Origin of the sequence: Leisingera sp. MMG026 (assembly GCF_021654205.1) — a bacterium.
Classification (GTDB): domain Bacteria; phylum Pseudomonadota; class Alphaproteobacteria; order Rhodobacterales; family Rhodobacteraceae; genus Leisingera.
Genome location: NZ_JAKFZM010000014.1, coordinates 21,655 through 41,290, shown reverse-complemented (window position 1 = coordinate 41,290; position 19,636 = coordinate 21,655). Strand labels below are relative to the sequence as shown.

17 protein-coding genes and 1 pseudogene are annotated in these 19,636 nt (G+C 63.7%); 10 read left to right on the top strand and 8 right to left on the bottom strand.

Annotation, left to right across the window (positions count from 1 at the left end):
• Positions 1–383: 383 nt before the first annotated feature.
• Positions 384–572, bottom strand: a pseudogene (locus tag L1069_RS09665) (IS3 family transposase); the annotation flags it as partial.
• 649 nt (positions 573–1,221) lie between these two features.
• On the opposite strand from L1069_RS09665, the gene L1069_RS09660 reads away from it, so the two are divergent.
• The 7 genes from L1069_RS09660 (at position 1,222) to L1069_RS09630 (ending at position 9,416) form a co-directional block, all read left to right on the top strand.
• Complete coding sequence (locus tag L1069_RS09660; protein ID WP_237455527.1) at positions 1,222–2,346, top strand: hypothetical protein; 1,125 nt, start codon at positions 1,222–1,224, stop codon at positions 2,344–2,346.
• A 48-nt stretch (positions 2,347–2,394) separates the two neighbouring features.
• Complete coding sequence (locus tag L1069_RS09655) at positions 2,395–3,816, top strand: FAD/NAD(P)-binding protein (protein ID WP_237455526.1); 1,422 nt, start codon at positions 2,395–2,397, stop codon at positions 3,814–3,816.
• Positions 3,816–4,898, top strand: a complete 1,083-nt coding sequence (locus tag L1069_RS09650; protein WP_237455525.1) for an AbrB family transcriptional regulator — start codon at positions 3,816–3,818, stop codon at positions 4,896–4,898. The genes L1069_RS09655 and L1069_RS09650 overlap by 1 nt, the downstream gene beginning before the upstream one ends.
• Entirely contained in the window at positions 4,891–6,078 is a 1,188-nt protein-coding gene (locus L1069_RS09645) for an ATP-grasp domain-containing protein (protein WP_237455524.1), read from the top strand. Before L1069_RS09650 ends, L1069_RS09645 begins: the two co-directional genes overlap by 8 nt.
• Before the next feature lie 72 nt (positions 6,079–6,150).
• Positions 6,151–7,191 (top strand): 4-hydroxy-2-oxovalerate aldolase, encoded by a 1,041-nt coding sequence (gene dmpG / locus L1069_RS09640; RefSeq protein WP_237455523.1) that lies wholly within the window; start codon positions 6,151–6,153, stop codon positions 7,189–7,191.
• The gene (locus tag L1069_RS09635; protein ID WP_237455522.1) at positions 7,188–8,099 is read left to right on the top strand and encodes an acetaldehyde dehydrogenase (acetylating); all 912 of its coding nucleotides are present in this window, start codon (positions 7,188–7,190) and stop codon (positions 8,097–8,099) included. Before dmpG ends, L1069_RS09635 begins: the two co-directional genes overlap by 4 nt.
• Before the next feature lie 57 nt (positions 8,100–8,156).
• Complete coding sequence (locus L1069_RS09630) at positions 8,157–9,416, top strand: aminotransferase class I/II-fold pyridoxal phosphate-dependent enzyme (protein ID WP_237455521.1); 1,260 nt, start codon at positions 8,157–8,159, stop codon at positions 9,414–9,416.
• Between the two features lie 204 nt (positions 9,417–9,620).
• Here the strand turns inward: L1069_RS09630 and L1069_RS09625 are convergent, their stop codons facing one another.
• Entirely contained in the window at positions 9,621–10,490 is an 870-nt protein-coding gene (locus tag L1069_RS09625; RefSeq protein WP_237455520.1) for a LysR substrate-binding domain-containing protein, read from the bottom strand.
• 117 nt (positions 10,491–10,607) lie between these two features.
• On the opposite strand from L1069_RS09625, the gene L1069_RS09620 reads away from it, so the two are divergent.
• Positions 10,608–12,149 carry a trimethylamine methyltransferase family protein gene (locus L1069_RS09620; protein WP_237455519.1) on the top strand — a complete coding sequence of 514 codons (1,542 nt, stop codon included), beginning with the start codon at positions 10,608–10,610 and terminating at the stop codon, positions 12,147–12,149.
• Positions 12,150–12,163: 14 nt separating this feature from the next.
• Positions 12,164–13,255, top strand: a complete 1,092-nt coding sequence (locus tag L1069_RS09615; RefSeq protein WP_237455518.1) for an aminomethyltransferase family protein — start codon at positions 12,164–12,166, stop codon at positions 13,253–13,255.
• Positions 13,256–13,309: 54 nt separating this feature from the next.
• On the opposite strand, the gene L1069_RS09610 is transcribed toward L1069_RS09615, so the two are convergent.
• Positions 13,310–14,431, bottom strand: a complete 1,122-nt coding sequence (locus L1069_RS09610; protein ID WP_237455517.1) for an aminotransferase — start codon at positions 14,429–14,431, stop codon at positions 13,310–13,312.
• Between the two features lie 131 nt (positions 14,432–14,562).
• On the opposite strand from L1069_RS09610, the gene L1069_RS09605 reads away from it, so the two are divergent.
• Complete coding sequence (locus tag L1069_RS09605) at positions 14,563–15,381, top strand: LuxR C-terminal-related transcriptional regulator (protein ID WP_237455516.1); 819 nt, start codon at positions 14,563–14,565, stop codon at positions 15,379–15,381.
• Here the strand turns inward: L1069_RS09605 and L1069_RS09600 are convergent.
• The 5 genes from L1069_RS09600 to L1069_RS09580 all read right to left on the bottom strand — a co-directional run bounded on the left by L1069_RS09600 (position 15,378) and on the right by L1069_RS09580 (position 19,595).
• The gene (locus L1069_RS09600) at positions 15,378–15,719 is read right to left on the bottom strand and encodes a zinc ribbon domain-containing protein YjdM (RefSeq protein WP_129373404.1); all 342 of its coding nucleotides are present in this window, start codon (positions 15,717–15,719) and stop codon (positions 15,378–15,380) included. The genes L1069_RS09605 and L1069_RS09600 overlap by 4 nt on opposite strands.
• An 89-nt stretch (positions 15,720–15,808) precedes the next feature.
• On the bottom strand, positions 15,809–16,585 hold the full coding sequence (locus L1069_RS09595) for a heme ABC transporter ATP-binding protein (protein ID WP_237455515.1): 777 nt from the start codon (positions 16,583–16,585) through the stop codon (positions 15,809–15,811).
• A gap of 10 nt (positions 16,586–16,595) precedes the next feature.
• Entirely contained in the window at positions 16,596–17,672 is a 1,077-nt protein-coding gene (locus L1069_RS09590) for an iron chelate uptake ABC transporter family permease subunit (protein WP_237455514.1), read from the bottom strand.
• Entirely contained in the window at positions 17,656–18,543 is an 888-nt protein-coding gene (locus L1069_RS09585; RefSeq protein ID WP_237455513.1) for an ABC transporter substrate-binding protein, read from the bottom strand. The genes L1069_RS09590 and L1069_RS09585 overlap by 17 nt, the downstream gene beginning before the upstream one ends.
• Positions 18,543–19,595, bottom strand: coding sequence for a ChuX/HutX family heme-like substrate-binding protein (locus L1069_RS09580; protein ID WP_237455512.1), 1,053 nt, complete (start codon positions 19,593–19,595; stop codon positions 18,543–18,545). Before L1069_RS09580 ends, L1069_RS09585 begins: the two co-directional genes overlap by 1 nt.
• Between the last annotated feature and the right edge of the window lie 41 nt (positions 19,596–19,636).

Genomic DNA, 19,636 nt, shown 5'->3' with positions numbered 1-19,636 from the left:
GTCAGCGCCCGAGTGTGACATTTCTACTTTGCAGAACCGGTGACATTTCTACTTGGTTGCAACAGAGTTCACGTTGAACCTCTTCAAAATATGGCGGACGCGGGCCCAAAAGGGCCAACTTGTCAAAGATCCGATTTTGCCAATTAAATCTGCTCCTTGAGGAGATCTGCAGCTTTCTGCGTTATGTGTGGTGCAAATCTGAGGCCCCCGGGCCGATACCGGCGTTCCAAGGCACTCGGTAAGCCATTCAACAGACTGGCTTTCCCGCTTGCGGAACGCGCCGCGTCAGCGGTTTTCCTTCCTGAACTATGCTGCTTCCCCGCTTTTCCTGGCCGCTTCCCGGGAAACTGCGTGGAAATTTTCCTAAAGCAGAGAAGGAAGACAGCCACGCGTAAACCCTCCCGCTGCAATTGCCGCCGGATCTTCCGCACGCCATAGACCCGCCAGTTCTCTTCGAAAACACGCAGGACCTCGGGCCGCAATGCCGCGTCACGCCGGGCACGGTCCGGCAACCGCGCCGGATCGGCCCGCTTCGCCAGATGCTCGTAATACGTAGAAGGGGCAATCGGCAAGAATGAGCCATGTCGCGCCATTGGTCCGAGGACAATGGCGCCTTCAATGGCTCACTTGTCCAGCACCAGACGCACCGCACGCTCGCGAACCTCGAGAGAATACTTGTTTGGTGTCTTGCTCATTGTGGCTTCAACCTGCTCAGGAGTTGAAGTCTCCGGCAAACCCGGCGCGGTTCAGCTGCCATGATCCTGATAAAGCGGCGGGTTGCCGCTGATACCAACCGTGATTGCGCCGCCAGAGGCAGGCGCGCGCTGCGTCAGCTGCGATTGTGCAGTTGCGGCATCAGGTCGCGTTGCCGTTGTATACGATGGGATGCCGCTGTGGTTTCCGACCGGGGACCTGCCTGGAAGGCGATGAATCCGGCAGGCTAAGCAGCAAAAAATCGCTCACCTTAACGTTGTGTAAACTTCACAAAACTGCCGCTTGACGGATATCAACCATCCTGTAGGTTGCGCAAAACACGTAATGGGCGTGTTAAACTTTACGCCAACATTTTTCTTGAATCTCTGCCGAAGGCTCCGTCGCGTCATGGATATTATCCTATTTGCACCGCCAAAAATCCTTTTTCAGCATAGTGTTACAGAGTGGATAGATGCGATCGGCCCGAATAGTGTTGTCCTGACCTGCGCCAGTGCCAAAGAGGCGCTGATGCGCAGTTTCCCTGAAGGGCTGGATATCCGCTTCTTTCAAAATTTCAATGACAGCCCGGCAGTCGAACTGGCGGCGATTGATATCGCGCAATCGCTGGCCGAGCCCCTGTGCGTGGCTCTGGCCGAGATCGACGTGCTGCGGGCAGCGCGGGTGAATGACTACCTTGGACTGTCTGAAAATGCTGCAGTGCAGCTGGAGATGTTTCGCGACAAATACGCGATGAAGACACGGGCGCAAGAGGCGGGCCTGCCGGGCAGCGAGATGGCGGTGGTCCGCAGCGCGATGGATATCCGCCGTTTTGTTGACAGGCTGGGCTACCCGGTTGTTCTGAAGCCACGGGACGGGCGCGGCTCTAACGGTGTCTGTGTGATCCGGGGTGACGCGGATCTGGCGGCATGGCTGGCGACGCAATCCGCCTCGACCTTCTACAACACCATGATCGAGCGCTTTGTTGCCGGAGATCATTACATCGTCAACGGGCTCTACGTGGCGGGGCGGCCGATCATGATTTCGCCGGTGCGGGTGCTGACCTCTGCGCTGGATTTCCTGGGCGGGCAGTCACATGATCTGCATATGCTGGAGCCGGCAACGCCCTTGCGTGACCGGCTGGTGGCCTACTCCCGCCGCCTGGTCGAAGAGGTGATGCCATCGCCGCCGACACTGCTGTTTCACCTTGAGGTGTTTGTCAGCCCGGACGGGACCATCATTCTGGGGGAGATCGCCTCGCGGCTGGGGGGTGTGTTCTTCAATCAGGAAATGGCCGAGGCCTGGAGCGTCGATCCGCGCATGACCTACCTGCGGGCGATGCAGGATCCGGCGTTTGAAAGGTCGCCGATGCCACCGATGATGGCAGAGCCGCAACGGCTGGTTGGTCAGCTCTGCGTGCCGCCACGCGAGGGCGTTCTGCAGAGCGTGCCGCAGAATTGCCCGTTTGACTTTGTGCGGGCCTACCGGATGAGCGGCGTGGCCGGGCGGCACTATGGTCAGATGGCCTTTACCAATGCGGAAATCCTGAACGCGATTGTCGAAGGAGAGAGTGAAGCCGAGTTGCGCGCCCGTCTGCGGCAGCTGGAGGACTGGTTTCACAGCGCCTGCCAGTGGGAAACCAGCGCCGCCGCCTGATCCGTTGCAACCGTTCAATACCCTGGGGCTCAAATAAGGATGTACCACATGAAGATCGCCGTTCTTGGCGCGGGCTATGCCGGTGTCTCGGTCCTGGAAAATCTGGTTTCCACTCTGCCCGATCTGTCGGCGCTTTCGGTGGATGTCTTTGACAAGAGCCGCAGTTTTGGACCCGGTGTTGCCTATCAGGAGGATTCGGAGACCAACCTTCTCAACCGGCCTCTTAAGCTGATGTATCTGTCTCGCCGCAATGATTTCCGCGACTGGCTGGTTCAGTTCGGCGCAAGGGACGCGGCAGCGGATGAGGACGGGTTTTTGCAGCGCGCGCAGTTCGGGCGGTTCCTGCAAAGCCGGTTTGATGATCTGTGCGGCGCTGTGCGCGCTGCCGGCGGGCGGATCCGTATCATCGGGGCCGAGGTGGAGGCGATTGCCCCCAGTCGCCGCCCCGACGCACTTTATCAGCTGTCCTGGGCGGGCAGCGGGTCCGACTATGACATGGTCTATCTGTGCCTGGGCACCAATTTGGAAGCGGACCCCTACGGTTTGAACGGCACGCCGGGCTATTTCCGTTCGCCCTATCCGGCGGCGCGTCTTCAGGCGTTGCAGCACCTGCGGGTGGGCATACTGGGCTGCCGTTTGACCGCCTATGATGTCGCGCTTGGCGTGAATGGGCGTCAGATGCTGATGACCTCGCGCCGGGCAGGGCTGCCCAAGGCGGTCACCGCCTATCGCCCGGTGGCGCTGCGCCATCTGACGGCAGAGGGGCTGGCGGCATTGCGTGACGGCTGTGACAGCGGACGGATCTCGCTCTCTGCAGTGATGGACCTGTTTGAAGCCGAGATGCAGCACCAGGGTGTCGATGTCAGTTTTGCCGAACTGCTGCGCGGAGCCGACAGCGCCGACAATGATCTGGTGTCGAGCATTCTGGCCGAGACAAACATGCTGATCCCGCAGCTTTGGGCCAGCCTGAGTGATCGTGCCAAGGCGGCGTTCCTGCGCCATTTCCATCGGCTCTGGTCGAATATGCGGGTGCCGATCTCGCGCACCAATGCGGACCGGATTGCGGGCTTGCAGGCCAGCGGCGCGCTGAACCATCGCAGCGGCCTGCGCGATGTCACCTTCCGCAAGGGCTGTTATCGCATGGCGTTTGCCGATGGCACTGTTGAGGTCGATGCCGTGATCAATGCAACAGGTCTGCAACGGGGGCTGGATGAGGCCAATCCGCTGATCCGCAGCCTGCTGGAGCAAGGGTTTGCCGAGCGGGATGCAACCGGCGGCATCAAGGTACAGCTGGAGGACTGCCGGGTCACCACTCGCGACGGGCGCCCGTCGCAGGGATTGTTTGCACTGGGTCAGCTGACCTGTGGAACCTTCTACATGGTCAACAATATTGACGTGATCCACCATCAGGCCCGGATTGCCACCCTCTCTGCGCTGGCGCCGGTTGAGACCCTGCGGAGCGTGGGCTGATGCTGCGGAATTTTGCGATCACCCTGCTGCTGGCCTGTGCCGGATCGGCCCTCGGCTATCTGAGCGGGCTGCCATTGGGGCAGCTTCTGGGGGCGGCGGGGCTGGTTCTGATTGCCTGCCGCTTTGGCCTCGTGCTGGCCACGCCGCCTGCGGCCATCGTGGTGATCCAGCTTATTCTGGGGGCCAGCGTCGGGGCGCTGCTCAATGCCGAGATGCTAAAGGGGATGGCGGATCTGACCATCCTTGCAGGGCTGCTGATCTGCATGTCGGCGCAGCTGGCGGCCGGATTTACATGGCTCTACCGGGTCGAGAAATGGTCCCCAGCCGAGAGCCTCTTGGGGGCGGTGCCCGGCGCCATGGCAGCGGTGATGACCCTGACCGGAGAAGAGGGCAGGACATCGGCCAAGATGGTCTTTGCCCATATGGTGCGGATGATCGCGCTGCTGGTTGCGGTGTTCCTGATTGCCGGCCCGCAAGAAGCACCGCAGGAGATTGCCGCGCTGCCCGATGGGCCTGATGGCACCGGCGTATGGGCCGGATATGCCTCCTTTTTGCTGCTGGCGGCCGGGGCCTATGCCGCGGGGCGTGTGCTGGAGCGCTTTGCCATGCCGGCACCTTACATGGTCACCGGGCTGATCCTGGCGGCGGGGGCCAACCTTTGGCTTGGCAGTGAGCCGATTGTGGTGCCGGAACCGCTGGTGCTGTTTGCCATGGCGCTGCTTGGGGGGCTGATCGGGATCCGGCTGAAGGACATCACCCGCACCGATATTGCCAGCTATCTGCGGGCCGGGCTGATTGTCACCTCGATTACCTTTGGCATCACCGTGGCCATGGCGTTTGGCTTCAGCCTGCTGACCAGCCAGCCGTTTCTGGTGCTGTTCATGTCCTGGGTGCCGGGCGGTGTTGAAGTCATGGTGGCGACCGCGCTGGCGCTGGGGTTGGAGCCTGCCTTTGTGATGCTGAATCACGTGCTGCGGATGTCGGTGCTGCATATTGCACCGATGTTTATGAGCCGCGACTTCTTCCGGCCCGAACCGCAGGACACCGAAACGACCACACTTAAGGGGGGACGCCATGTCTGAGCCCAAGCACAATATCCTGATGATCGGCGGGCGCGACCACACCTTTGTCCGCATTGATGAAATGGGGCTGCGCTATAGCGCGCTTCAGATCCGCGCCCATCTGACTGATCACCTGCTTGATCATGCCGAAACCGTTGTGGTGACGGACTATGAGGATATCGAAAACAGCGTGGCGCTGGCCCGGGCGCTGCATCGCAACACGCCGTTTGATGCGGTGTTCTCGTTTGCTGAGTATGGCTTCCTCACTGCCGCGCATATCGCCGAGGCGCTGGATCTGCCCAGCAATTGCCAAATACCGGCAGTGCGGCTGACCCGCAACAAGCGGCGGATGCGGGAGGCGCTGCGCGGATGCGGGATTGAGGATGTGCCCTTTGCCCGGGTGCGCTCTGCGGATGAGATTGCCGGTTTTGCGGCGCGCCACGGCGACTCCATTATCAAACCGGCAGAGGGCGGCGGAAGCGAGGGGGTCCATTTCATTGATGCCACGACGGATATCAGCACCGCGCTGTCACGCGCTCTGCAGGCGGGCCGCGAGGAGCTGATCGCGGAGGCTTTCATTCCCGGCCCGGAGTACAGCGTCGAAACCATGTCGGTGGAGGGCGCGCACAGGGTGCTGGCCATCACCGAAAAAACCACCAGCGGGGCGCCGTATTTCATTGAAAGCGGCCATGTCCAGCCGGCCGCATTAGGCGCTGATGACGCGGTTCGCATTGGTGAGCGGGTCCGCGTGCTGCTGAATGCGGTCGGCTACCGGACCGGACCGGCCCATACCGAAGTAAAACTGCACAACGGGGCGGTCTATGTGATCGAGACCCAGACCCGCAATGGCGGCGATCAAATCTGGGAACTGACCTTGGAAACCACCGGCGTGGATGTTTTCAAGGAGACTTTTGCCGCGATCTTGGGGCTGGAGTATAGCGCGCCGCCCCCCGCCGCGCGGGCAATGGCGATCCGCTATATGCTGGCGCAGGACCGGGTGCTGGACGCAATCACCGGCCTGGACTGCGCCGCCAGTGCCGAGGGCGTGACGCGGGTGCATTCCTCGGCCAAGCCCGGCACCCGCTATGATACCGTATTGTCGGCTGCGTCGCGGGTGGCCTATGTGCTGGCGCGCGGCGACAACCGGGAACAGGCGCTGGCCCATGCCAAGGCAGCCGTTGCCCGGATTGAGCTGAGGTGATCCGGCAGGATCACGCGGCGCTCCTCCTCCATTTCCATCTTCAATCCCTGATCCATGACAAGGAGCCAGACCATGGCCATTGCCATTCACGACCCGACTCTGCGCGACGGTAACCACGCCATTGCCCACACACTCAGCCTTGATGATATCGCCGCCTATTGCCGGACCGTTGATGGCTGCGGGCTGGATGTGGTCGAGGTTGGACATGGCAACGGGCTGGGGGCGTCCTCCCTGCAGCTGGGCATGGCGCGCCATGCGGACCGCGAGATGCTGGAAACGGCCCGCGCCAATCTGACCTGCACCAAGCTGGGCATTCATGCGATCCCCGGTTTTGCGAAGATTTCCGACATCAGATCGGCCATTGATGCCGGTGTTGATGTGTTCCGCATTGCCTCGCATTGTACCGAGGGCGATCTGACCCAAAGCTATATCGAATTTGCCCGCAGCCAGGACAAATATGTGCAGGGCGTGCTGATGATGACCCATATGGCGCCTGCGGAGGTGCTGCTGGCGCAGGCGCAGCGTCAGGTCTCCTATGGCGCAAACGCCATTGTCCTGATGGATTCCGCGGGCAACTACGACCCGCGCGACACAAGCGAGAAGATTGGCCTGCTGGCCGCTGAACTGGATGTGCCGGTCGGCTTTCACGCCCATAACAATCTGGGTCTCGCAATTGCCAACTCCGTTGCTGCAGCCGAAGCGGGGGCGACCATATTGGATGGCACTATGCGCGGGTTTGGGGCCGGTGCCGGCAATACCCAGCTGGAGGTGCTCTGCGCGGTGCTGGAACGCTACGGCTTTGAGACCGGCACCGATGTTTTTGCGCTCTGCGAGGCGGTCGAGGCGCTGCCGGAGCTGCCGCCGGTGCAGCGGCGCACGATCGTGGGGACCTCCAACCTGATCAGCGGCATCTATGGCGTCTGCGCGGGGTTCGAAAAACATGTGACCCGTGCGGCGCAGGATTTCGGTGTCGCGCCCCGCTACATCTACGAGGAACTGTCGCGCTGCAACGCCGTTGCCGGGCAGGAGGATCTGATCATCTCAGCTGCGGCGCACCTGTCCAAAACGGCACCCGAAACATCGGCGCAACCGCGTAAAGGAGTGACAGCATGACCCTGAGAACCGCCATCATCGGCAGCGGAAACATCGGCTGTGACGTGCTGTGCAAGGTACAGCGTTCGGCGCTGCTGGATTGCACATTGTTTGCCGGGCGCAACGCATCCTCGCCCGGGCTGGCACTGGCGCGTGCGCGGGGCGTTCCGGTAACGGACCGCGGCGCCGAGGGGTTGTTTGCTGCGCTCGACAGTTTTGACGTGGTGTTTGACGCGACATCCTCGGCCGCGCATCAGGCCCATGCGCCGGCGCTGGAGGCGGCAGGCAAAGTGGTGGTCAATCTGACCCCGGCTCCGAACGGGGCGCTTTGCGTGCCGTCACTGAATGGCGATGCGCTGTTGAAGGCCGGCAATATCAATATGATCACCTGCGGCGGTCAGGCCTCGATCCCGATTGCGCAGGCCATGACCCGGGCCAACCCGGATATCAATTATCTTGAGGTGGTCTCGTCAATCAGCGCCGAAAGCGCGGGTCCGGCGACGCGGCTGAACCTCAATCACTACATCGAAACGACCGAAAGCGCGCTGAGGCAGTTCACCGGGTGTTCCAACGTCAAAGCGATCCTGAATATCAACCCGGCCAAGCCCAATGTCTATATGCAGACCGCGATTTCGGCGCTGGCGGCGCATCATGACCTTGCAGCGGCCAAGGCGGACATCGCCAAGGCGGTGGCGCGGTTGCGGGCGGCGGTGCCGGGTTACGACGTGATTGTCGAGCCGCATGTCACCGGGGACCGGTTGTTCACCATGGTACGGGTGACCGGTGCCGGTGACTATCTGGATCCATCGGCCGGCAATCTGGACATCATCACGGCGGCGGCCACAAAGATGGCCGAAGCCATTGCCCGTGCTGGAGGCAGGCGGGGCGCAGCCCCGGCGGTGCCGCAACCGATGGAGAGCGTGGCGTGATGGACCGCTTAGACAACCGCCCGGATGCTGCTGCCCGCATGGCCGGGGGAGGGTGCCATGCCTGATCTGGCCAATGCACATCGCAACACACCGTTCTGTCCGATCCTTGAACTGGCAGGCCGCATTCAGGCGCGGGACAGGCCGGTGGTGGATTTCTCCATCGGGGTGCCAAATTTCACGCCGCCGCAGCGGGTCTATGACGCTGCCATTGCCGCCATCCATGCGGATCAGTGCCGCTATGGTCCCAGCCGCGGCGAGGCAGGGCTGATCGCTGCCTATCTGCATTATTTGACGCAGTTGGGGCTGGACCGCTTCGGGCCGGAGAACATCGCGGCGGGGCAAGGCGGCAAACATCTGCTTTATTCACTGTTTCAGGTGCTGTTTGAGCCCGGTGATACCGTGGTCATTCCTGCCCCCTGCTGGCCGACCTATTTTGACATTGCCCGGTTGAGCGGGGTTGCAGTGCGCACGCCCTATTGCGGGCTGCATCAGGGCTATAAACTGGATCCGGCAACACTGGAGGCGGTGCTGGGCGGGCAGGTTGTGGCACTGGTGCTGAACAACCCGTCCAACCCCACCGGTGCACTTTACAGCATGGCAGAGCTGGCAGCACTGGCCGAGGTGCTGCGCCGCCACGACGTCTGGATCATCAGCGATGATGTCTACCAGCGCTTTGTCTATACGGATGATCCCTGTCCGCACTTACTGGATATCGCGCCCGATCTGGCACCCCGGATAATCAAGGTGGACAGTATTTCAAAGCTTTACGGGATGCCGGGCTGGCGTGCGGGGCTGTTGGCCGCGCCGCCTGAGGTGGCGGATGCGGTGGCGACGCTAAACAGCAATTCGATTTCCAACATGCCGCCTGTCGTTGCCGCCGCCGCGGCCGAGGCGCTCTGCGGCGATCAGGGGTTTTCGCAACGGATGACGTCCGGCTACCGGGCGCGGCGGGACATCCTGCTGAACGCCTTTGACAGCGCGCCGCAGATCCGCTGCGCCCGCCCCGGGGGCGCGTTCTATCTATTCCCCGACATCTCGCGGGTGTTCGGGTCCATGCACGGCGGGAAGATGATCAGCACCGATCAGGATCTCTGCAATTTGCTGCTGGAGGAATATGGCGTTGCGGCTGTGCCCGGGCGCCATTTCGGGGCGCCGGACAATATTCGCCTGTCCTATGCGATTGACGCCGATCAGGTCCGGCAGGGGGCACGTCAGATCCTGCGATGTCTGGCAGAGCTGGAGGAGACGCCCGGAAAACGGCAATCTGCTCAGCCCCTCCCGACGGCACAGACGCCGGTGATGGAGGTGGTTTCCTGACACAGCTGGGGCGGGCAGGCAGCAGGTTGCGGATATCAGGAAGGGTGCGCCCAGTGGCATCGGCCCCCAGCCAAACATCGGTGGCAGGCGGATATGGCGAAGCAGATGGCCCCACAGGCCTTCCGGATCGCCCCCCATGACAAGCACATAGTCATCACGGGGAAGTCCAGAGGGGGCAGCACATTCCCCGGCAGCAAAAAACCGCTACTGGCTTTGCAGCCAACCGGCAAAGGCCTCGACGCTGGACTGCAACCTGCTTTGCCGCGGACGCACCAGGAAATAGCCATAGTCCGTCAATGCGTGGTCCGACAGGCGGAACAGCTTGGCCTCTTCCAGCTCGCGCGCAATCAGCGCGTCCATCAGCGCAATCCCCTGCCCGTCGATGACCGCCTGCACCCGCACGTTGGGGTCGGGGATGATCAGCGCATCACGGCGCGCCTGCTGCGGCAGCCCCGCCGCCTGCTGCCAATCGGTCCAGGCGTTGCTGTCATCGTGGTCGCGCAGCAGCGTCATGCTGGCAACCGCCTGCGCGATGCCGTGCCGCGCCACCTGCTCCAGCGCCGCCGAATTGCCAACGGGATAGGCCGGGCAAGGCAAAAACGGGGTGATCTCCCCATCCTCCCACTGGCCGCTGCCCCAGCGGATCGCGATATCCACGCCCTGCGCCTCCAGATCGAACAGCCGGATCATCGGCTGCAGCCGCAGCTGGATATCCGGATGCTCTTGCATGAACGACATCAGCCGCGGCGACAGCCAGCGGGCGGCAAAATAGGTCGAGACACCTACCGTCAGCGTACGGCTGGAAACGCCCTTCAGCGCCAGAATCCCGGCCTCGATATCCTCGTAATGGCTTTGACAGGCGGCCAGCAGCTTTTGCCCTGCTGCAGTGATCTCCACCCCGCGGGCATTGCGCCGGAACAGGGCAAGCCCCAGCTCCGCCTCCAGCGTTTTGACCTGATAGCTGACCGCGCCCTTGGTCATGTGCAGCGTCCCGGCGGCATCTGAAAAACTGCGGTGGCGGGCGATTTCAACAAACAGCCGCAGGCTGTCGTGGTGGCGGAATTCTACAGACATAAGGTAAGCGTATAAATTTCCTGAACGCTGCGCACAAATAAAATCGATTGCCGGACGCGCAGATTCCTAAAATATAGGCCACAGAATATTCACTCGGGAGGTTTCAAGTTGGGAAATATGAACGCTGATACACATATCACCCAGCGCGGCCGGTCGCGCCGGGGGCGGCTGACCCGGCACAATACCCCGCAGGCAATACCAGTGTATCAGCGCCGCAAGATCCCCGCCTATGATCTGCTGGACGAGACTGCACTGGCCCGGATCGAGACCCAGGCGGATTGGATCCTGGAACATATCGGGGTTGAATTCCGCGGTGACGGTATTGCCCTCGGGCTGCTGGCTGAGGCCGGCGCGCAGGTTGATGGCGCCCGCGTCCGCTTTGCGCCGGGCCTGGCCCGGCAGCTCTGCGCCACCGCACCTGCCGAATTCCAGCTGCATGGCCGCGACCCTGCCCGCACGGTCACGTTGGGCGGCAGCAATCTGGTGCTGATGCCGGGCTACGGCTCGCCCTTTGTCAGCGATCTGGCGCAGGGCCGCCGCTATGCCACGCTGGCGGATTTCGAAAACTTCGTGAAGCTGTCGCATCTGTCCCCCGCGCTGCACCATTCCGGCGGCACCGTGGTAGAGCCGACAGACGTGCCGGTGAACAAGCGCCATCTCGACATGATGCTGGCGCATCTCACCCTGTCGGACAAACCGTTCATGGGCGGCGTCACCTCCGCCCAGGGCGCGCAGGACAGCATTGATATGGCGCGGCTGGCCTTTGGCGCGGACTTCCTGGACCGCCACGCGGTGATGCAGGCCAATATCAACGTCAACTCGCCGATGATCTATGACGAAACCATGTCCGGCGCCCTGCGCGCCTATGCAGCGGCCAATCAATGCGTCTGCATCTCACCGGCAATCTTTGCCGGCGCCATGGGGCCGCTCTCTCCCGCCGCCGTGGCGGCGCAAACCCTGGCCGAGGCGATGGCGGGCATTGCCCTTACCCAGCTGGTGCGCCCCGGCTGCCCGGTGGTGTTCGGCAGCTTCCATTCCTCGATGAACCTGCGCAGCGGCGCGCTGACTTTCGGCTCGCCCGAGGCCAATCTGACCACCATGGCAATCACCCAGCTGGGCCGCCGGCTGGGGGTGCCGGTGCGGTCGGGCGGCGGCCATGTCACCGCTTCAAACGCACCCGACGGGCAGGCGATGCAGGACAGCGCCGGCGCGATGTGGGCCACGCTGCTGTCCGGCGGCCATCAGGTCTGGCACGCGGCGGGCTGGCTCGAGGGCGGGCTGGTGATGTCTTACGAGAAATTCATCATGGACCTCGACCACTGCGGCGCACTGCTGAAGATGCTGCAAGGCTTCACCGTGGAAGACGAAGACTTTGGCCGCGATGCCTACGGCGAGGCCGGGCCGGGCGGGAACTTCCTGTCCACCGGCCACACCCTGCGCCACTACACCACCGCCAATTACGAGCCGCAGATCCCCGATGCCGGCCCCTATGAGACATGGGATGAAAACGGCCGCCTGACTGCGGATCAGCGCGCAACAGCACGCTGGCAGCAGATGCTGGCAGAGTATCAGCCGCCGCCGATGCCGGACAGCACCCGCACCGCCCTGAATGATTTCGTGGCAAAGCGCAAAGCCGCCGTGCCCGACGAATGGTATTGAAAAAGGATCCCCGAATGACCGCAGAACTAAGCCGCACATCGGCGCTTGCCTCCCGCCACACCGCCCTTGGATCGGCACTGGAGGACTGGAACGGCATGGGCACCGCCTGGAGCTACAGCACCGACCCCAACGACGAACACGACGCGGTGCGCGAACGGGCCGGCATGTTCGACATGTCGCCGCTGAAAAAGGTGTTTGTGCGCGGGGCTGACGCGCAGGCGGTGCTTGACCACCTGACCACCCGCGACCTTGGCAAAGTCACCCCGGGCAAGGCCGCCTACCTGTGCGTGCTGACCGAGGATGGCGGCATCGCAGACGACGCCATCGTGTCGAACAACGGACGTGATGAGTGGATGATCGTGCATGGCTCCGGCGATACTATGGCCCTGCTTCAGGCCTCCGCCGAAGGCCGCGATGTGCAGATCGAATTCACCGACGATCTGCATGACATCTCGGTGCAAGGCCCGGCAGCGCTGGAAATCCTGAATGCCCATTGCGGTATTGATCTGGCCGCCCTGGGGTATTTCGAACACGCCCCTGCCACCCTGTTCGGCCATCCCTGCCGGATTTCGCGCACAGGTTACTCCGGCGAGCGCGGCTATGAGATTTTTGCCGGTGCGGCAGTGATCACCGGTATCTGGGACCAGCTGGCGGCGGGTGGCGTGATGCCCTGTTCCTTCACTGCGCTGGACAAGGTGCGGATCGAGGCCGGGCTGCTGTTCTATGGCTACGACATGACCGCGGACAACACCCCCTGGGAAGTTGGCCTGGGCTTCACCGTCAGCGCGTCCAAGGACGGTTTCCGCGGCAAAGACGCGGTGATGGCGGCAAAGGGAACAGAGAAGATCAGCAATGTCTGCCTCGACATTGATCACCCGGACATGGTTGAGGGCGGCGAGGCATTGTCCCTGAACGGTGAAGATACCGGGGTGATCAACAGTCCCTGCTATTCGCACCGGCTGGGCAAATCCCTGGCGCTGGCCCATATCCGCCCCGGCATTGCCATCGGCAGTGTTCTGAAGGTCGCAAGCGGCACTCTGGAAACCACGGCGACGGTAACCGCCAGCCCGGTCTACGACCCGCAAAAGACCCGCACCCACGGCTGACCCGCCCTGCAGAACGGCAGAGGGCCGGCACCTATACTGCCCGCCCTCTGCGCGCTAGCCCTGTGCAGCCAGAAATGCCGACACCCGCGCCAGCCCTTCCTGCAGGATCTCCGGCCCGTTGGCATAGCCGATGCGCACATACCCCTCCATGCCCAAGGCAGACCCCGGCGTGAACATCACCCCCGTCTGCTGCAGCAGCGCCACGCAGAAATCGCGCGATGCCATGGGCAGATCGTATTTCAGCAAGGCCGTGGTGCCCGATTGCGGCTTCACCCAGGAGATCCGCGGCTCCCGGTCCACCCAGGCCTCAAGGATCGCCAGATTACCGCGGGTGATGCGCTGGCTGCGCCCCAGCACCTGATCGCTGCTCTCCAGCGCCAGCGCGGCAAAGTGATCGTCGATCATGCCCACCGAAATCGTGTCGTAATCGCGGTGAATGGACACCGCCTCAATCACCTCCCGAGGCGCCGCAATCCAGCCCAGCCGCAGCCCCGCCAGGGAATAAGCCTTGGACATGCCCGCCGTCGAAATCCCCTTTTCATAGATATCCGCGATCGAGGCGGTCATACCGTCGCCCTCCTGATCGGTGCCGCGGTAAACCTCGTCGCACAGGATCCAGGCGCCGGCCGCTCGGGCGATACCGGCGATCTCTTCCAGCATCTCCCGGTCCATCAGCGCACCGGTGGGATTGTTGGGATTATTGATGGCAATCAGTTTGGTATCCGGCGTGACCAGGGCGCGCAGCGCGTCAAGATCCGGCAGAAACCCGTCTTCCGCGCGCAATTGCAGCGGATGCACATCGGCGCCGATGCTGGCCGGGATCGAATAATGCTGCTGATACGTCGGCACCACAGCCACCACCCGGTCGCCGCGCGACACCAGCGCCTTATGCACCAGCATGTTGGCGCCGATGGTGCCATGGGTGACAATGGTGTTTTCCACCTCCTGCCTCGCATACAAAGACGCAATGGCGCGCCGCAGCCGGTCCGAGCCTTCAATGACGCCATAAGTCATCTTCATGCCCAGCAGGTCAGACAGATCTGCATGGGTCTTGCCCGCCAGCTGCAGCAGCTCTGCGATGGTCAGGCTCTCGACACAGGTCTCGGCCAGGTTCCAGTCGCATTTGGTCTCCCATTCGTTCATCCAGATTTCGACGCCAAAGGGGTCTATGCGCATGGGGTCTCTCCTTATGCTCAGGCCTGCTGCCACCCCGGACCCTAGGCTGGCCTCCCCTTCCCTGCCATCATCCCCAAGGATGATGCGCGGCACGCCCGGCCGTGCTAAGCCGCCCGGGCCGGGAGGAGACTGTGGATATTCAAACCGCTGAAATCGAAGGGGCGGCCCAGACGCTGGCCAGGGTCATTGACGGCACTGGCGGCGCGCCGGATCTGATCGCCGCCGCCGGCCACCTGCTGCCCTTCACAGCCGCCTTCTGCGTCGTCAACCGCAAGGGCCAGTGCCCTGTTTACCTGTGCGACACCTATCCCGAAGGCGGCGCCAAAGAGGCGGTGCAGCTTTATGCCGGCAGCACCTATCTGCTCAATCCGGTCTATAACGCAATCCTCGACGGGTTGCCGCCGGGGCTATACCGGATGGCCGACCTGGCGCCCGACAATTGGAATCCCTCCCCCGGAACCCCCGGCGTTCTGGTCGAAGACGCCGAGGAAATCGGTTACCGCACCCCCGGCTGGCCCGCGGGGCTGCAGGAACTCACCCTGCTGGCCAAGCTGCCTGAGGGTGCCATGGGTGAAATCAGCTTTGCCCGCCCCGCCGCCGAGGGCGGTTTTCCGGATGATCTGCTGGCCCGGCTGCGCCCATTCCTGCCGCTGTTTGCGGCTGCCTTCCGCCAGCTTTGGCCCCGCCATAGGGACAGCCCGGCCCCGGCGGAACCGGAGCGGAAACTGCAGGACTTTGCCCGCAGCACCCTGTCCCCGCGCGAGGCAGAGACCGTGCAGCTGATCCTCAAAGGGCATTCCAGCCTGTCGATAAGCCTGACCCTGGGGATTGCGCTGCCAACAGTCAAAACCCACCGCAGGAACGCCTATGCCAAACTGGGCATCAGCACCCAGCAGCAGCTGTTCAACGCCTTCCTGCACTGGCAGGGCAAGGCCCGGCAGCGGCCTTAGCCGGACACTTTCTTTACAAACTGGGATTTCAGGCCAATCGGGCCGACCCCCGGCACCTTGCAATCAATATCGTGATCGCCGTCGACCAGCCGGATGCCCCGCACCTTGGTGCCAACCTTGATGACCGAGGACGTCCCCTTCAGTTTCAGGTCCTTGATGACTGTCACCGTGTCGCCATCGGCCAGCAGATTGCCGACGCTGTCGCGCACTTCGGCAGTCTCGCCGTCCGCCGCCTCCGCCGCCCATTCATGCGCGCATTCGGGACAGATCAGCAGGGCATCCACCTGATAGGTATAGGCAGAGGCGCATTCGGGGCACGGAGGCAAAGTATCAGTCATACCCGCTCCAATACCCTTAAGACAGGGGGCTGGCCAGACCGGGATTGTGCCCCCTGCCCTCAAGCCCTCGGCCAGGCGCGCGCCCTGCCTCAGACCGCGCGCGCCTGCGGCAGCAGGAACGGCATACCTGCGGGCGGCACGCTGTTCACCGGCACCGGGCAGCCATAGACCTGCGCCAATGTGTCATTGGTCAGCACCTCTGCCGGCGTGCCGTCTGCGGCCACCCGGCCCGCATGGATCAGGGTGATCCGGTCGGCGAACATCGCAGTAAGGTTCAGATCATGCATCACCGCCACCACGCCGCCGCCGCGCGCCGCGTAATGGCGCGCCAGATCCATCACAGTGAACTGATGGCCGATGTCCAGACTGGCCACCGGCTCGTCCAGGATCAGCCAGCGCGGCACGCCGTCCAGCACCGGTTCCCAGACCTGCACCATCACCCGCGCCAGCTGCACCCGCTGCTGCTCGCCGCCCGACAGATCCTGATAGAACCGGTGCGCAAAGCCGGCCAGATCCACCTGTTCCAGCGCGCGCAGTGGCAGCGCGCTGTCCGCCGCCGCCAGCCCCGCGCGCAATCCCAGCCGGACAATCTCCAGCACCGTAAAGGGAAAGGCGATGGCAGCGGACTGCGGCTGCACCGCCCGGATGGCAGCCAGCTGCCAGGGTTTCATGGCGGCGGTATCGCGCCCGTTCAGCAGCACCCGCCCGGAGAACGGCACCTCGCCGGTCATCGCCCGCAGCAGCGTGGTCTTGCCCGATCCATTGGGGCCTGCAATGGCGGTCACCTCGCCGGGGCGTGCCTCAAAATCCACCCCCTTCAGGATGGCGCGTCGGCCCAGCGTGACCCGGATATCATATGCCTGCATCACGGGCCTCCTAAATGCCGGTGCTGCCGAAACGGCGCAGCAGGATCCACAGAAAGAACGGCGCCCCCAGCACTGCCGTGATGATGCCGATGGGCAGCTCCGCCGGCGCCACAGCCACGCGTGAGATCATATCCGCCGCCAGCAGCAGCGAGGCCCCCAGCAGGGCCGCATTGGGCAGCAGGCTGTGGTGGTCCGGCCCGGTGGCCAGACGCAGCAGATGCGGCACCACAATGCCGACAAAGCCGATGCCGCCGGACACCGCCACCGCCGCGCCGGTGGCGGCAGCAACTGTTACAATCGCCGTGTTCTTGACCCGTTGCACAGCAATGCCGGTATGGCCTGCAGCAGCCTCGCCCAGGGCCAGCCCGTTCAGCCCGCGGGCCAGAAACGGTGCCGCCAGCAGCGCCAGGCAGATCACCGGCGCGGCGGCCATGACCTTGGCCCAGGTGGCGCCGGCCAAGGATCCCATGTTCCAGAACGTCAGGTCGCGCAGCTGGCTGTCATCGGCCATGAATGTGATCATGCCGGTGCCCGCATTGGCCAGCGCGCTGATGGCGATGCCCGCCAGCAGCATGGTCGCAACCGAGGTTTGCCCGCCGCGGGTGGAAATCCGGTAGAGCACCAGAATGGCGGTCCAGCTGCCGAAAAACGCGGCAATGGACACCAGATAACTGCCCGCCGCCTGCTGAACCGCCGCTGGCAGCGCCGTGCCCAGCACGATGGCCGCCACCGCCGCCAGACCGGCGCCGGCGCTGACACCCACAATGGCCGGGTCCGCCAGCGGATTGCGGAACAGCCCCTGCAGCAGCGCACCGGACACCGCCAGCGCCGCCCCCACCAATGCGCCCAGCACCAGACGCGGCAGCCGGATGTCAAACAGGATGATCCGGTCCAGACGGCTCAGCTCGCGGCCCGCCGCCAGATCGCCAAGCGCCCCCCACAGCGAGGTGCCCGAAGCGCCCCAGGCCAGCGAAAACACCGCCATCACCGCCAGCAGCGCGGCCAGCATCACGGTCAGCCGCCGCGCCTGCAGTTGGCGGTCCGCCCCCTGCCCCGCCGCGGCGGGTGCATCAATGGCCAAGGACATCCTGCGCCCCCCCGCCATACAGCGCCTGGTTCAATTCAGTGACCGCCGAGGCCGTGCGCGGACCGAAACCGATCAGATGCAGCCCGTTCATCCGCACGATGGCACCATTCTGCGCCGCCGGAGTGGGCTGGATGGCCGGGATCGCCAGCAGGTCTTCGGTGCGGACGCCATGATCGGCGCCGCGCTCCATCACCAGGATCACCTCCGGCGCGGCTTGGGCGATGGCCTCGTCGCCCATCGGCTTGTAGCCTGCAAACCCCGTCACCGCATTCACGCCGCCCGCCAGCCGGATAATGCTGTCCGCCGCCGTATCCGCGCCGCCGGCCATAATGCGCCCGCCCTGGATGGACAGCACAAACAGCACTTTCCGGGGCGTACCCGCCGCCGCCTTTGCCGCCGCAGCCTGGGCGGCGGCGATTTCCGCGCTCACCTGCCCGGCCAGCACCTCGGCTGCCGCCTGCTGGTCCAAAGCAGCGCCAACAGTGCGGATCTTGCGGGCGATGCCTTCGGCACTGAAGTCTTCGGGCACGCTGATAAAGGCCACCTCAGCCGCCTTCAGCACATCCAGCGTCTCCGGCGGCCCGGCGCCCTCAATCGCCAGGATCATATCCGGCGCCACCGACAGCACCCCCTCCGGCGCCAGCGCCCGCTGATAACCGATGTCGGGCAGCTGCCGCGCCTCGGCCGGAAAGATTGAGGTTGTGTCACGGGCAATCAGCCGGTGCTGCTGGTCCAGCGCATAGACGATTTCCGTAACCGAACCGCCGACCGAGACAATGCGGCCGGCCGGATCCGCCAGCGCTGCATGGCCCGCAAAGACCAATGCGATCAGCAGGTTCAAACCCAAATAAAGACGGGACAGCACAGACATCAGGCCATCTCCGCCGCAGTCAGGGAGGCCAGGCCATCAACGACGGCATTCCACGCGGGCCGGTGATCCCTGGCCTCGGCCCGGCGGCCAAAGACCTGCAGAATCAAAGCGCCGTCCGCGTCAAACGCCTCAACCGAGACCGCATCGCCGCACTGGGTGGGTTTGGTGACGGCCCAGACCTCGGCAATATGGTCCAGCCGCAGATGCAGGTCGAAACCGGGGTCAAGGATGTTCTGCCACGGCCCCATTTCGCGCAGGGTTTTCACCGGGCCGCTGTGGATTTCGATGCAGCCCATATTGCCCACGAATATCATCACTTCAACGCCCTGATCGCGCACCGTTTGCAGCATGGTGTTCATCGCAGCCGGCTCCAACGCGCGGGCCAGCGGCGCCCCGGCGATGCGATAGGCGCCCAGCCGGTTCATCTTCAGTTTCGAGGTCAGCCGCATGAACTGGTGGGTATCGGTCATCCCGGCCCATTCCGCGCGCAGCGCATCGGCCTTGTCCGGATTGCCCTTGGGCGCCTCCGCCGGTTTGCGCGGCTCCACCGCCAGCGCCTGGCTCTGGTCTTCCAGCTTCAGCTCTTCCACCAGCTGCGCCCAGGCGTCCAGATCCGAGGCATCGCGCAGATGCACCTTATGCACCGCATCCCCTGCCTCATCGAAGATCTGAATGGACCGCTTGATGCCCTTGTCTGTCTCCCGTTCCACCGCAAAGGCGGTGACCAAATGTTTAGGGAACAGCCGCAGGTCAATCGCATCGTTCAAGATCATCGATGCATGCTGGCCCGAGCGGTAATTGCCGTACACCCCGACCTTCTCGATCACGCAGGACCGGTTGCGGGTCAGCGCCATCACCTCGCCCAAGGCGGCCAGCCGCGGCATGATGCCGTCCGGATCGGCACTGATGCGGGTCACGCCTTGGCCCGCATAGGCCGCCACCAGCTGGCCCTCGGAAATGCCGAACTTATCCGCAAAATCACGGTCGCGCAGCGCGGAATGCTCAGCACGTGCGGCACGGATCGCCGCCGGCGTCATCGGGGTATCAGTCATGTCAGCCCTCTCAGCTGGGAGATTGGAAAGGGCTGGCAACG